Below are 13,142 nucleotides of genomic sequence, written 5' to 3'. Positions count from 1 at the left end.
TGGACGACTGGCTCCGGCTGGTGGGCGGGCAACCCGGTGACCTCGCGTTGAACGGCCCGGCGGTGCCGGGTGGGCTGGCGATCAAGGTGTTCCCGTGCTGCTACGCGATGCAGCGCCCGATCGCCGCGCTGCGCGAGGTGCGCGGCGACATCCGGGGCGAAGTGCGGCGCGTGCGGGTGCGGACTCCGGAAGGGACCGTGCAGCCGCTGATCCACGACCGGCCGGGCACGGGGCTGCAAGGCAAGTTCAGCATGCAGTACGCGGTGGCGACGGCGTTGCTCGACGACTACCCGGATTTCGCGTCGTTCAGCGACGAAGCGGTCGCGCGCCCAGAGGCGCAGAAGTTGTTGCGGCGCGTGGAAACCGCCTACCCACCGGGTGCGGACGGATTGCTGGCCGGCGCGGTCGACATCGAGGTCGAGCACGACGGCGAACCGCTGCGGACCGAGCTGGTGCACCCGCCGGGATCGCCGTCCCGGCCGCCGAATTCGGCTGAACTGGCGGAAAAGCTCAGCGCCTGCGGAGCCGCGGGCCTGCTCGACGGCGGGAACTGGAAGTCGGTGCGCGACCTGCTGGACCGGACGTTCCCGCGCCAAGGGGTGATCGACTGATGCGGCCGTTGGACGGCATCACCGTCGTGAGCATCGAGCAGGCGGTGGCCGCGCCGTTCGCCACCCGCCAGCTCGCCGACCTCGGCGCCCGCGTGTTCATGATCGAGCGGCCGGGCGACGGGGATTTCGCCCGCCGCTACGACGAATCCGTCGACGGGCAGGCCAGCTACTTCGTGTGGCTGAACCGGTCGAAGGAGTCGCTGGCGCTGGACCTCAAGGACCAGCGCGGACGCGCGGTGCTGGACGAACTGCTGGCCGAAGCGGACGTGTTCGTGCAGAACCTCGCTCCCGGCGCGGCCGCGCGGATGGGCCTGGACGCGGAAAGCCTGGACAACGGCAAGCTGATCGTCTGCGACGTCTCCGGGTTCGGCTCCAGCGGGTCCTGGTCGCAGCGCAAGGCCTACGACCTGCTGGTGCAGTGCCAGACCGGTCTGGTGTCGCTGACCGGCGGGGAGGAACCGGCGAAGGTCGGAGTGTCCATTGCGGACATTTCGGCGGGGATGTACGCGTACTCCGGGATTCTGAGCGCGCTGTACCTGCGGGCCACGACGGGCGAGGCCCGCTCGGTCGAGGTGTCGCTGTTCGACTCGCTCGCGGAGTGGGTGAGCCAGCCCGCGCACTTCACCCGGCACACCGGCACCCAGCCGCAGCGCGCCGGGGCCAGCCACCCGACGATCGCGCCGTACGGGCCGTTCACCACGGCCGACGGCAAGCAGGTGCTGCTGGCGGTGCAGAACGATCGCGAGTGGGCGGCGCTGTGCGGGCGGTTTCTCGGTGACACGGGGTTGACCGGCGACGAACGGTTCGCGACGAACTCCGCGCGGGTCCGGCATCGCGATGAGCTCGACGGCATCATCGCGGACCGGTTCGCCTGCCTCGACTCCGAAGAAGCCGGCAAGCTGCTCGACGAGATCGGCATCGCCAACGCCGGGCTGAACTCGGTCGCGGAGTTCCTGCAGCACCCGGCGCTGACCGAACGCGGCCGCTGGCGCGACATCGGCATCCCCGGCTCGGTCGTGCCCGCGCTGCTGCCACCGGCCATCCTGTCCGGAGTGGACCCGCGCATGGACCCGGTGCCGGACGTCGGTGACCACAGCGGCACGATCCTCGCCGAACTCGGCCGGAACCAAGAAGAGATCGGCGAACTCCGCGCGCAAGGCGTCATCTGAGAGGAAGCACCAAGTGAGCACTGTGGACATCCTGGACCGCGACGAGCAGCTGATCGTCGAAACCGTGCGCGAGTTCGTGGACAGGGACGTCAAGCCGGTCGTGCAAGAGCTGGAGCACGCCAACACCTATCCCGAGGCGCTCATCGAGCGGATGAAGGAACTGGGCATCTTCGGCCTCGCCATCCCGGAGGAGCACGGCGGCAACCCGGTGTCCACGCCGTGCTACGTGCTCATCACCGAGGAGCTGGCGCGCGGCTGGATGAGCCTGGCCGGTGCGATGGGCGGGCACACCGTGGTCTCCAAGCTGCTGCTGCACTTCGGCACCGAAGAGCAGAAAGCCAAGTACTTGCCGAAGATGGCCACCGGCGAGACACGCGCGGCGATGGCGCTGACCGAGCCCGGTGGCGGTTCCGATCTTCAGGCCATGACCACCCATGCCCGCCGCGAAGGCGACGAGTACGTGGTCGACGGCGCCAAGACGTGGATCACGAACTCCCGGCGTTCCGGGCTGATCGCCTTGCTGTGCAAGACCGATCCGGCCGCTGAGCCCGCGCACAGGGGAATCTCCATCCTGCTGGCCGAGCACGGTCCCGGTCTGGAGGTTTCCCGCGACCTGCCGAAGCTCGGCTACAAGGGCGTGGAGAGCTGCGAACTGTCCTTCGTGGACTACCGCGCTCCGGCGGATGCGCTGCTCGGCGGGGTCGAAGGAAAAGGCTTCGGGCAGATGATGAAGGGCTTGGAAACCGGCCGCATCCAGGTCGCGTCGCGGGCGCTCGGCGTCGGCCGGGCCGCGCTCGAGGACGCGCTGCACTACGCGCAGGAACGGGAAAGCTTCGGCAAACCCATCTGGAAGCACCAGTCCATCGGCAACATGCTGGCCGACATGGCCACCAAACTCACCGCGGCGAGGCAGCTCACGCTGCACGCGGCCCGCGAGTCCGATGCGGACCGCCGGGTCGACATGGAAGCCGGGATGGCCAAGCTCTACGCCTCGGAGGCGGCGATGGAGATCGCCCTGAACGCGGTGCGGGTGCACGGCGGCTACGGCTACTCCACCGAGTTCGACGTGGAGCGCTACTTCCGCGACGCCCCGCTGATGATCGTCGGCGAAGGCACCAACGAGATCCAGCGCAACGTGATCGCCTCCCAACTGGTCTCCCGCGGCGGCCTGGACGCCTGAACGCTCGCCGTCCCGGACCCCGCCCGCCGGGCGTCGGCTACGGTCGGGACCTCAGCGGAAATGAGGTGCGGACGTGGGTGAGGCCAAGCAGAGCGCCTACGCGAAGCTCGCGCGAGAGCTTCGCGCGGCGATCCTGCGCCACGACTACCCGGACGGCGTGCGGCTGCCCACCGAGGCCGAGCTCGCCGAGAACCACCGGGTCAGCAGGCAGACCGTGCGCCGCGCCTTCCAGGACCTGGTCTCGGAAGGGATGGTGTACCGGGTTCCGGGGCGGGGCACCTTCGCCGCTCCGCGCGAAGAGCAGTACCTGCGCCAGTTCGGGTCGGTCGACGACCTCATGGGACTGTCGATCGACACCACGATGGAACTCGTCGCACCGCTGCGCAAAGAAGTCGCGCTGGACGCAGCGGGCAGGCTCCAGCTGCACACCGACCGGGTGCACACCCTCGCGTTCCTGCGGCTGCACGAGAACATCCCGTTCTGCCTGTCCACCGTCTACCTGCCGCCTGCGGTGGGCAGACTGCTGGCGGACGTGCCGGAGCTGACCGAGGTGGGCGCGCGCAGCCGGTTCACCATCATCGGGCTGCTGGACGAGCGGATGAGCGATCCCATCGCGGAGGCCGAGCAGAGCATCACCGTCGGGCAGGCGTCCGCGGGCGCGGCGGAGCACCTCGGCTGCGAACCGGACCGCTCGCTGCTGCGCATCGACCGGATCTACCAGTCCACCGCAGGCCAGCCGGTGGAGCTGGCGGTGAGCTACTTCCTGCCGGAGCACTACTCGTACCGGGTGCGGTTGCGTCGCACGCTGCGCTGAACCGGGCGTTACCCTGGCGCCCATGGCTGATCACGTGCAGGTCGTGACGACGACGGACTCCGAGCAGGCCGCTGCCGAGCTGGCCCGCAGCATCGTGGACGCCCGCGTGGGGGCGTGCGTGCAGGTGGCGCAGATCCGCAGCTTCTACCGCTGGGACGACGCGGTGCAGGACGACCCGGAGTGGCAGCTGCAGGTCAAGACCTCCGCGGAACGGCTGGAGGCGCTGATCGAGCACATCAGGGCGAACCACTCCTACGACGTGCCGGAGGTCATCGCCACGCCGATCATCGGCGGCAACCGCGGTTACCTGACCTGGGTGGAGTCGGAAACCATGCAGTGAGCCGGAAATCGGCGAGGTCCTGCGGGCGCCTCGGCGCGGGGTGACATCATGGCGCGGTGAGCAGCCATGCAGAGCAGCCCGGCACCGAGCTCGACTCCGCCGCCTCGCCGACACCGCTGACGCTGTACCTGGTCAAACGCCTGGAGCTGGTGATCCGGGCGCTGATGGACGATGTGCTGCGCCCGCTCGGGCTCACCACGTTGCAGTACACGGCGCTGACCGTGCTGGAGTCCAAGGGCGCGTTGTCGTCGGCGCAACTGGCCCGCCGTTCTTTCCTGCGGCCGCAGACGATGCACGAAATGGTGCTGGCGCTGGAGAAGCGCGGGCTGATCGCGCGCAGGCCGGACGAGAACAACCGGCGCGTGCTGCTGGCCACGCTCACCGACGACGGGCGCGAGCTGCTGACTCGCTGCGCGCCCGCCGTGCTGGAGCTGGAGAACGAACTGCTGGCCGGATTGGACCAGCGCCAGCGCGACGAGTTCCGCGAGACGCTGCGGCACGGCGTCGACACGCTCGGCGCGTTGTCCGAGGCCCGCCGCTGAGCCGCGCTCAGCCGCTCGGAAGTTTCGAGTGAACGGCCTGTTGGTCCGACTAGATTGGGCGAACGGTCCGTTCACTCTGGGAGAAACGGCTCGGGCGTGCCGCGGACATTGGCGCCCGACAGGCGCGTGAATCGCCGGATCGGCGCAACGCGACCGGTGAGTTCGCTGCGGGGTCACTCGCCGAAGCGGTCCCGCACCTCGGACTTGCTGATCTTGCCGGAGCCGGTGCGGGGCAACGCCTCGGCGAACCGCACCGACTTCGGCACCTTGTAGCCGGCCAGCCGCCCGCGCAGGTGCGCCAGCAGCGCCGTGGCGTCGAAGTCCGCGCCCGGTGCGCGAACCACCACGGCGCGCACGGCTTCGCCCCACTTCTCGTCCGGAACACCGATCACCGCGCAGGATTCCACGCCGGGAAAATCGTGGACCTCGTTCTCCACCTCGGCCGGGTAGATGTTCTCCCCGCCGGAAATGATCAGGTCTTTGATGCGGTCGACGATGTAGACGTAACCGTCCTCGTCGACCTCGGCGACATCGCCGGAGCGGAATTCGCCGTCGCGCAACGCGATCGCGGTCTCTTCCGGCCGGTTCCAGTAGCCGCGCATCACGTTCGGCCCGCTGACCACCACTTCACCGCGCTCACCGGGCGCCACGTCGCGTCCGGCGGCGTCGACGACGCGGACGCCGGTGAAGAACGACGGCACCCCGGCTGATCCGATCTTGCTGGTGGTGTGCTCGCGGTCCAGGAACAGCGCGCCCGGCGCCGCCTCGGTCATGCCGTAGCCCTGCGAGAAGCTCAAACCCCTTGCGACGTAACGCTGAATCGTCGCGGTCGGCACCGGCGCACCGCCGCACAGCAGATGCCGCAGACTCGACAGGTCGGTCCCGGCCCATTCCTCGTGCGCCGCAAGGGCGTCGTACATCGCGGGCACGCCGAACATCAGCGTCACGCGGTCCCGCTCGATCGCCTCGAGCACCGCCCCGGCGTCGAACGACGGGTGCAGCAGCACTTCGCCGCCTTTGAGCAGCGTCGGAAGGCAGACCATGCCCAGCGCGGCCGCGTGGAACAGCGGCGCGACGATCAGCGTGCGCTCGTCGGCGGTCAGGTCGTTCTCGACCAGCACGTTGTAGCTGTTCCAGGTCAGGTTTCCGTGCGTGAGCACCACACCCTTGGGGCGGCCGGTGCTGCCCGAGGTGTACATGATCAAACAGGGATCGTCGAGCGTGACCGGCAGGTCCGGCGGCTCGGCCGCGCCCGCGGACGGCGTCGGCTCGTCGACCGGCATCGTGCGCAGCCGCTCGATGCCGAGCTGGGCCGCGGTTTCGGCTCGATCGGCGGTGTGGATCAGCGCCGAACAACCGGAATCCCGCACCACGTGCTCCACTTCGGACGCCGTGAAGCGGGAATTCACCGGCACGAACACCGCGCCGAGCCGTCCGCAGGCGAACAACGTCGTAAGGAAGGCCGGATGGTTCGGGCCGAGGAAGGCCACCCGATCGCCGCTGCGCACACCTTTCTCGTGCAACCCGCGCGCGAGGTCGGCCACGCGTGCAGCGAACTCGGCATAGGTCAGGCGGAGATCACCGTAGCGGACGGCGATCCGGTGCGGAGTCATCCGAGCCCGCCGCGCGGGCCAGGAGCCGAGCCCTTGGTTGCGCAACCGCCTCACCTTCCGCCGAGTATCCTGAGTGGACGGTGGCCCCGCGGGTCCGGGCGCGCAGGGCGCCGCCGAGTCACTGCTGCGGGTCGAAAGAACTCAGACCCGGACGGTAGCTCTTGTCGTCCAGGAACTGCGACATGCCTTTGGCGCGGGCGCCTGCGCCGTCGGCGAACTGCGACTGGTCCAGTTTGGCGTAGAGGTAGTCCTCCGCCTGCTCCCACGGCATTTCGGCGCCGACCTTGAACCCGACCTTCGCCGCGTGCAGCACCACCTGGTTCATCCCGGCGAGCTTCAGCGCCAGCTCGCGGGTGCGCTCGCGCAGCCGCCCGGCCGGGACCGCCTCGTTGACCAGGCGCATCCGGGACGCCTCGCGTCCGTCGAAGGTTTCGCCGGTCATGATGTGGTACAGCGCGTCCCGCTGGCTGACGGTGGCGGCCAGCGCGCGGCTGACCACTCCGCCCGGCGGGATTCCCCAGTTCACCTCGGAAAGCCCGAACGTCGCGGCCTCGTCGGCGATCGCGAGGTCGCAGGCCACCAGCGGGGTGAACGCGCCGCCGAAGCACCAGCCGTTGACCATCGCGATGGTCGGTTTCGCCCAGTGCGCCAGGCGTTTCCACTGCCATTCCGCGCTGGCCCTGCGCACCCGCGCCTGCACCGCGACGCTGCCGGTCTCGTCGACCTCGCGGAAGTACTCCTTGAGGTCCATGCCCGCGGAGAACGACTCGCCGGCGCCGGTCAGCACGAGCACCTTGCAGCGCTCGTCGCCTTCCAGGGCGTCGAGCACGCGGATCATCTCGTCGTTGAGCGCCGGGTTCATCGCGTTGCGCTTGTCCGGGCGGTTCAGCGAGACCCAGGCGATCCCCTCGTCGAACTCGACCAGGACCGACTCGCCCCACGGCTGTTGCTCGTCCACCGGTGCCGCCACCTCAATTCGATCAGGGTTCCTGATGGCAGAGTGCCAAGGCGGGGGCGCACGGTCAACCCGGGGGAGGTTCAGATGTAGCGCTCGTCGCTGGCGCGCGGGCGGTTGCGGTAGCGGATCCACCGGCCGAGCACGGCGAGGACCAGGGCGATCGCGAGCAGCACCATCGCCACTATGAACAGGACGCCCATCGGTCCCGAACTCGCGCCGAGCGGTGCGGCCTGGGTGAGCGGCTGCGCGGTCTCGAGCGGAAGGTGCCACGGCATGATGTCGATCATGCACTAGGAGCTGTTCAGGGCTCGGTTCGGGTGGCTGAGTCCTCGGACGCCCGCAAGCAAGCAGAACCCAGCCCTCCGGGGCGGGCCGCTTGCCGGTTCGGATCCGGTGGGCAGCGCGGCGCGGATCCGCTCCGGGTAGTAGTCGCTGCGGCGTTCGCAGGAATTTCCGCGGCGAACGGCGGGATCCAGGTGTGCAAGGCGTCCGGTCCGTTGACGGTCCCGCTGTTATCGCTAACACTGCACTGCTACGCGACGAGGGGAGTCGATGTGGTGCAGCGATCCGGAGGTCCCGCCCGCCGGTCCGGCCACCAGCCGGTGCTGCACGACGTCGCCGAACTCGCAGGCGTCTCGCAGATGACGGTTTCGCGCGTGCTCAACGACACCGGCCCGGTCAAGCCCGATACCCGCAAGCGGGTGCTGGAAAGCGTGCAGCAGCTCGGGTATCGCCCGAACGCGCTCGCGCGGGGACTGGCCACCGGCCGCTCCCGCACGTTGGGGGTGGTGGCCCTGGACTCCGTGTTGCACGGACCGGCCAGCACGCTGCTGGGTGTGGAGAACGCCGCGCGCGAGGCCGGTTACGGGGTTTCGATCTCCAGCGTCAGCGATCCGGAGGACTCCGGCCGGGCCATCGATGTCCTTCGTGGACAGTGCGTGGCGGGGATCGTGGTGATCGCCCCGCACGTGCGGACCGCTCAGGCGCTGGCGGATGTTCCCGGTGATGTTCCGGTGGTCGCGGTCGCCGACACCGACCAGGCGCCGGTCCCGGTGGTCGCGGTGGATCAGCGCAGCGGAGCGCGGCTCGCGACCGAGCACCTCCTCGCGCTGGGACACCGCCCGGTTTGGCACGTCGCGGGCCCGGAAGGGTGGCTGGAGACCGAGGCTCGCGAGCAGTCCTGGCGTGACGCGATGCGCGTGCGTGGAGTGCCGGAACCACCGGTACTGCGCGGAGACTGGAGCCCGCGCTCCGGTTACGAAGCGGGGCGGGAACTGGTCGCGCACGGCGGGGTCGACGCGGTGTTCGTCGCCAACGACCAGATGGCTCTGGGAGTTCTGCGTGCGATGGCCGAGGCGGGGCTTTCGGTTCCGCACGACGTGCGGGTGGTCGGGTTCGACGACGTTCCGGAAGCGGCCTACTTCTGCCCGCCGTTGACCACGGTTCGGCAGGATTTCCTCGCACTCGGGCGGAAAACCTTCGAGCAGATGTTGCTGCGGATGGAAGGCGGCCGGCCGGTGCGGCGTTCGATCGTGCCCGCCGAGCTGATCGTGCGCGACAGCACCGGACCCGGGAGGTGTTGAGCGGCACCGGATCCGCCAGGGGACAGACTTCGCCAACGACGCCGAGGGAAAACCGATGCACTTGCCCGAACCACCTACCATGGAAGTGTCCACGATGGCCGCCGACAGCCTGCGGCTGTCCATGAACTGGCTCGACAACCTCATCCTGGTCAGCTATTTCGCCGTGGTGCTGGGAATCGCCCTGGCCGCGCGGCGAAGTGTCCGCAACAGCCTGGACTTCTTCCTGTCCGGCCGGTCGCTGCCCGCGTGGGTGACCGGCCTGGCTTTCGTGTCGGCGAACCTCGGGGCGACCGAAATCCTCGGGATGGCCGCGAACGGCGCGCAGTACGGCGCTTACACGATCCACTGGTACCTGATCGGCGCGATCCCGGCGATGGTCTTCCTCGGCCTGGTGATGATGCCGTTCTACTACAACACGAAAGTCCGCAGCGTCCCGGAATTCCTGCTGCGCCGGTTCAGCTCGTCCTCGCACCTGCTGAGCGCGTCGCTGTTCGCCGTGGCGTCGGTGCTGATCGCCGGGGTGAACCTCTACGCGCTGGCGATCGTGCTGCGTGCACTGCTCGGCTGGCCGCTGACGGTGTCCATTTTCACCGCGGGCCTGTTCGTGCTCGCCTACATCGTCATCGGCGGGCTGTCCTCGGCGATCTACAACGAGGTGCTGCAGTTCTTCGTCATCGTCGCCGCGCTGGTGCCGCTGACCGTGCTGGGCTTGGTGCGCATCGGCGGGGTCGGTGGACTGATCGAACGCGTCCAATCCGGTCCTGGGCCGGAATTCCTGACCGCATGGGGCGGAACCGGATTCGGCCAGGACAACCCGCTGGGCGCGAACTGGCTGACGATCACGATCGGGCTCGGCTTCGCGGTCTCGTTCGGCTACTGGACGACGAACTTCGCCGAGGTGCAGCGGTCGCTGTCGGCGCGCAACCTCTCGGCGGCGCGGCGGACTCCGCTGATCGCGGCGTTCCCGAAGATGTTCATCCCGCTGATCGTCGTGCTGCCCGGCATCATCGCGCTGCTGATCCACCCGCAGATCGGGCAGACCGGCGGGCACGACTACAACGACGCGATCCCGTTGCTGATGCGGGATTTGCTGCCGAACGGTGTGCTCGGACTCGCGGTCACCGGGCTGATGGCCTCGTTCATGGCAGGCATGGCCGCGAACGTTTCGAGCTTCAACACCGTGTTCACCACCGACATCTGGCGGCCCTACCTGAAACCCGGGATGCCGGACGCGCACTACCTGCGGGTCGGTCGCGTGATCACCGCGGTCGGCGTGCTGGCCGGGATGGGCACTGCGTTCATCGCCGCGTCGTTCAGCAACATCATGAACTACCTGCAAACCCTGTTCTCGTTCTTCAACGTCCCGTTGTTCGCGACGTTCATCTTGGCGCTGTTCTGGAAGCGGATGACCGCCAAAGCGGGGTTCTGGGGCTTGCTCGCCGGAACCGTCGCACCGATCGCGTTCTACGTCGCGTACAAGACCGGTTTCGTGGCGATCAGCACCGACCAGGGCGCGAACATGATCTCTTCGATCATCGCCTTCGCCGTGGACGTCGCGGTGAGCGTGCCGGTCGCGCTGGCCACCCGCCCGAAACCGGCGTCCGAATTGGAGGGCCTGGTCTACACCCGCGAGGCCGCGCGCGACACCGGCGTCGCCGCACCCGGTGACGCCGCCTGGTACCGCCGTCCGGCGCTGCTGGGCTGGGGCGCGATCGTGCTCGCCGCGGCTTGTTACATCCCGTTCTCCTTGTGATCCGAGGGAAAGGCGGAACTCATGCAGGACCAGGACGATCCCGTCGAGGACGTCGCGGAACTGGAGCGGCGCTCCGGCACGGCCTCCCGGTTGTTCGACGTGCGCATGGTGATCGGCGGGCTTTTCGTGTTCTACGGTGCGCTGATCGGCGGCGCCGGGTTGTTCGCAGACGGTGCCGACATCAGCAAGGCGCAAGGCATCAACATCAACCTCTGGACCGGTGCGGCGATGCTGGCGTGCGGGCTGTTGTTCCTGCTGTGGCTGCGGTTGCGCCCCTTGCGGCTCGACGGCTGACCGGCGAGGACGACATGCGGAACACTTCGGACACCGTCCCCGAGGGGGCCTCGTGAGCGGCCGCGCGGTCGTCATCGACCGACCGGGCGCGCTCCGCGTCGGTCGTGCCGAGCGGGTCGACCCGGGTCCGGGAGAGGCCCTGATCCAGGTCGCCTACAGCGGAATCTGCGGTTCCGACCGCGAACTGTTCACCGGCGGAAGGCCGGACGGCCTGGTCCGGTACCCGGTGATTCCCGGCCACGAGTGGTCCGGCACCGTGCTGGCAGCCGGGTCCGAAGTGGACCCGAGCTATGTCGATCGGCGGGTGGTGGGCGAGGGGTTCCGCGGCTGCGGCGTGTGCGACGCCTGCCGTCGCGGCGAGAACAACCTCTGCGGCGACGGCTACGACGAGACGGGCTTCACGCGTCCCGGCGGGTGGGCGGACCAGCTGGTGCTGCCCGCGCGGCTGCTGCACCTGCTGCCTCCGGACGCTGACCTGCGCGCGGCGGCGGTGCTGGAGCCCTCGGCCTGCGCAGCGGAAGCGTGCCTCCGGCTGGGCGCGGCCACCGGGGAACGAGTAGCCGTGGTCGGCGGCGGCAGCCTCGGGCTGCTGGCGACGCAGCTGCTGTCGTGCTCGGGACCTGCCGAACTCGTTGTGGTGGAGCCGAAATCGTCTCGCGCCGAACTCGCGGTCGAGTGCGGTGCCACGAGCGTCATCACTCCGCGAGACGCACTGCAACGCGTCGGCCGCTTCGACGCCGTGCTGGAGGCCGCCGATGGCGCAGGAGCAGCGGACCTCGCCACTCGTCTCGCCCGGCGCGGTGGCCGCGTTGCGCTGACCGGTGTTCCATCCGCCGACGACTCGGTATCCTCGGCTCATCTGGTGACCTCGCAGATCACCGTCCACACGGTTTTCGGAGCTCCTTCGCGCGCGTGGACGCACGCGGTGCGCATGTTCTCCTGTGGACGCCTGGATCCGGGGTTGATCGTCAGCCACGAGTTCCCGCTCAACGAGGCCGCGACCGCACTGTCGGCGCTTCGCAACCCGCACTCCGATGTCGTGAAAGTACTGCTGAAACCCTGAAGTCCGCGTCGTAGGGGGCTGCAAGATGACACGCGTCGAGCAGGTGACCGAACCGTGCGCGCAACACGGCGAAGGCCCGGTGTGGCACCCCGCATGGCGCGGTCTGCGGTGGGTGGACATGCTCGCAGGCGACGTGCTCACGCTGCGCCGCGACGGTTCCGTGCAACGCGCGCACGTCGGTTCCGTCGTCGCAGCGCTCCGGCCGAGGCGCAGCGGAGGCGCGGTTTTGGCGCTGGAACGGGGTTTCGCGCTGGCCGATGACTCGCTCACCGCGGTCGTTCCCATGGAAGACCTCTGGAGCGACACCGGTGTGCGGATGAACGACGGCGGCTGCGACCCGCAGGGCCGCTTCTACTGCGGCTCCATGGCCTACGACGAAGCCACCGGCCGCGGCCGACTGTACAGATTGGACACGTCCCGGAACGTGACGGTAGTGCTCTCCGGCGTCACCATCTCCAACGGACTCGCCTGGAGCCCGGACGGCAGAACCGCGTACTACGTGGACACTCCCACCCAACGCATCGACGCGATCGAGCACACCGCAGGGGATTTCTCCCGCCGCCGGACCTTGACCCACATCGACCCCGCGCTCGGCGCCCCGGACGGCCTCACGGTCGACGCGGGCGGCGACGTGTGGGTCGCCCTCTGGGGCGGCGGCGCCGTGCACCGCTACTCACCCCGCGGCGAACTCCTCGACGTCCTCAACATCCCCGTACCCCGCGTCACTTCCTGCACCTTCGGCGGCCCGTCCTGCACGGACCTCTACGTCACCACGTCCAGGCAGGCGACGGACCTCGCCGCCCACCCGGAATCCGGCGCACTTTTCGTCGCCCGCGGTGCCGGTCGGGGTCTTCCGGCGCTGACCTTCGACGGCTGACCAACGGCGCAGCGCGCGCCGGCTCAAACGGCCCGCACTTCGGCCCCGCACTTCTCCGCCGCCCGGAGTTGCTCGCGCGGCGCCGCACCGTCGGTGATCAGGACCTCGTACCCGCTCAGATCCCCATGCGCGTACGTAGCCGTCCGCCCGAACTTGCCGCCGTCGACGGCCAGGACCGAGCGGCCGGCGGCGGCCACGAAGCCCTCCTTGTTCTCCGCGTACTCCCGCACCGGGTGGGACAACCCGCCATTGTGGACACACGTGGCGGTCAGGAAAGCGACGTCCACGCGGAAGCGGTCGAGCTGGCGCAGCACCTCGGGGCCCGCGCAGGACTCGAACTCGGGG

The 13,142-nt window shown here is 69.3% G+C and carries 13 protein-coding genes and 2 pseudogenes; 11 read left to right on the top strand and 4 right to left on the bottom strand.

What is annotated here, in order from left to right:
- The 6 genes and pseudogenes from IJH84_RS05840 to IJH84_RS05815 all read left to right on the top strand — a co-directional run.
- A pseudogene (locus IJH84_RS05840) lies at positions 1 to 611 on the top strand (hypothetical protein); the annotation flags it as partial.
- The gene (locus tag IJH84_RS05835) at positions 608 to 1,780 is read left to right on the top strand and encodes a CaiB/BaiF CoA-transferase family protein (RefSeq protein ID WP_295141219.1); all 1,173 of its coding nucleotides are present in this window, start codon (positions 608 to 610) and stop codon (positions 1,778 to 1,780) included. The pseudogene IJH84_RS05840 and the gene IJH84_RS05835, both read left to right, overlap by 4 nt.
- Before the next feature lie 22 nt (positions 1,781 to 1,802).
- The gene (locus tag IJH84_RS05830) at positions 1,803 to 2,960 is read left to right on the top strand and encodes an acyl-CoA dehydrogenase family protein (protein WP_295141217.1); all 1,158 of its coding nucleotides are present in this window, start codon (positions 1,803 to 1,805) and stop codon (positions 2,958 to 2,960) included.
- A 73-nt stretch (positions 2,961 to 3,033) separates the two neighbouring features.
- Positions 3,034 to 3,774 carry a GntR family transcriptional regulator gene (locus IJH84_RS05825; RefSeq protein ID WP_200072323.1) on the top strand — a complete coding sequence of 247 codons (741 nt, stop codon included), beginning with the start codon at positions 3,034 to 3,036 and terminating at the stop codon, positions 3,772 to 3,774.
- A 22-nt stretch (positions 3,775 to 3,796) separates the two neighbouring features.
- The gene (gene cutA / locus IJH84_RS05820; RefSeq protein WP_200072324.1) at positions 3,797 to 4,114 is read left to right on the top strand and encodes a divalent-cation tolerance protein CutA; all 318 of its coding nucleotides are present in this window, start codon (positions 3,797 to 3,799) and stop codon (positions 4,112 to 4,114) included.
- Between the two features lie 56 nt (positions 4,115 to 4,170).
- Positions 4,171 to 4,656: a MarR family winged helix-turn-helix transcriptional regulator gene (locus IJH84_RS05815; protein ID WP_295141210.1), complete on the top strand. Its 486-nt coding sequence runs from the start codon at positions 4,171 to 4,173 to the stop codon at positions 4,654 to 4,656.
- Positions 4,657 to 4,829: 173 nt separating this feature from the next.
- On the opposite strand, the gene IJH84_RS05810 is transcribed toward IJH84_RS05815, so the two are convergent.
- From IJH84_RS05810 to IJH84_RS05800, 3 genes are all read right to left on the bottom strand, one after another.
- The gene (locus tag IJH84_RS05810; RefSeq protein ID WP_295141207.1) at positions 4,830 to 6,314 is read right to left on the bottom strand and encodes a long-chain fatty acid--CoA ligase; all 1,485 of its coding nucleotides are present in this window, start codon (positions 6,312 to 6,314) and stop codon (positions 4,830 to 4,832) included.
- Between the two features lie 73 nt (positions 6,315 to 6,387).
- Entirely contained in the window at positions 6,388 to 7,227 is an 840-nt protein-coding gene (locus IJH84_RS05805; RefSeq protein WP_295141204.1) for a p-hydroxycinnamoyl CoA hydratase/lyase, read from the bottom strand.
- A gap of 80 nt (positions 7,228 to 7,307) precedes the next feature.
- Positions 7,308 to 7,502: a hypothetical protein gene (locus IJH84_RS05800; RefSeq protein WP_200072327.1), complete on the bottom strand. Its 195-nt coding sequence runs from the start codon at positions 7,500 to 7,502 to the stop codon at positions 7,308 to 7,310.
- 279 nt (positions 7,503 to 7,781) lie between these two features.
- On the opposite strand from IJH84_RS05800, the gene IJH84_RS05795 reads away from it, so the two are divergent.
- The 5 genes from IJH84_RS05795 to IJH84_RS05775 all read left to right on the top strand — a co-directional run bounded on the left by IJH84_RS05795 (position 7,782) and on the right by IJH84_RS05775 (position 12,797).
- Positions 7,782 to 8,810, top strand: coding sequence for a LacI family DNA-binding transcriptional regulator (locus tag IJH84_RS05795; protein WP_295141201.1), 1,029 nt, complete (start codon positions 7,782 to 7,784; stop codon positions 8,808 to 8,810).
- 79 nt (positions 8,811 to 8,889) lie between these two features.
- Positions 8,890 to 10,563: a sodium:solute symporter family protein gene (locus IJH84_RS05790; RefSeq protein WP_200072397.1), complete on the top strand. Its 1,674-nt coding sequence runs from the start codon at positions 8,890 to 8,892 to the stop codon at positions 10,561 to 10,563.
- 21 nt (positions 10,564 to 10,584) lie between these two features.
- Entirely contained in the window at positions 10,585 to 10,857 is a 273-nt protein-coding gene (locus tag IJH84_RS05785; protein WP_200072329.1) for a hypothetical protein, read from the top strand.
- A 52-nt stretch (positions 10,858 to 10,909) separates the two neighbouring features.
- Positions 10,910 to 11,920, top strand: coding sequence for an alcohol dehydrogenase catalytic domain-containing protein (locus tag IJH84_RS05780; protein ID WP_295141193.1), 1,011 nt, complete (start codon positions 10,910 to 10,912; stop codon positions 11,918 to 11,920).
- Positions 11,921 to 11,945: 25 nt separating this feature from the next.
- The gene (locus IJH84_RS05775) at positions 11,946 to 12,797 is read left to right on the top strand and encodes an SMP-30/gluconolactonase/LRE family protein (RefSeq protein WP_295141190.1); all 852 of its coding nucleotides are present in this window, start codon (positions 11,946 to 11,948) and stop codon (positions 12,795 to 12,797) included.
- A 23-nt stretch (positions 12,798 to 12,820) separates the two neighbouring features.
- Here IJH84_RS05775 and IJH84_RS05770 read toward each other — a convergent pair.
- Positions 12,821 to 13,142 (bottom strand): annotated as a pseudogene (locus tag IJH84_RS05770) (DeoR/GlpR transcriptional regulator); the annotation flags it as partial.

It is taken from the genome of Saccharopolyspora sp., from assembly GCF_017434145.1.
Classification (GTDB): domain Bacteria; phylum Actinomycetota; class Actinomycetes; order Mycobacteriales; family Pseudonocardiaceae; genus Saccharopolyspora_C; species Saccharopolyspora_C galaxeae.
Note: the sequence above shows the minus strand (reverse complement) of the source record. Positions and strands in the feature narration are given on the sequence as shown.

Excerpts from the sequence above, each read along its gene's own strand:
- IJH84_RS05785 (WP_200072329.1), top strand. The coding sequence starts at position 10,585 with ATGCAGGACCAGGACGATCCCGTCGAGGACGTCGCGGAACTGGAGCGG.
- IJH84_RS05790 (WP_200072397.1), top strand. The coding sequence starts at position 8,890 with ATGGAAGTGTCCACGATGGCCGCCGACAGCCTGCGGCTGTCCATGAAC.
- IJH84_RS05800 (WP_200072327.1), bottom strand. The coding sequence starts at position 7,502 with ATGCCGTGGCACCTTCCGCTCGAGACCGCGCAGCCGCTCACCCAGGCC.
- cutA (WP_200072324.1), top strand. The coding sequence starts at position 3,797 with ATGGCTGATCACGTGCAGGTCGTGACGACGACGGACTCCGAGCAGGCC.
- IJH84_RS05775 (WP_295141190.1), top strand. The coding sequence starts at position 11,946 with ATGACACGCGTCGAGCAGGTGACCGAACCGTGCGCGCAACACGGCGAA.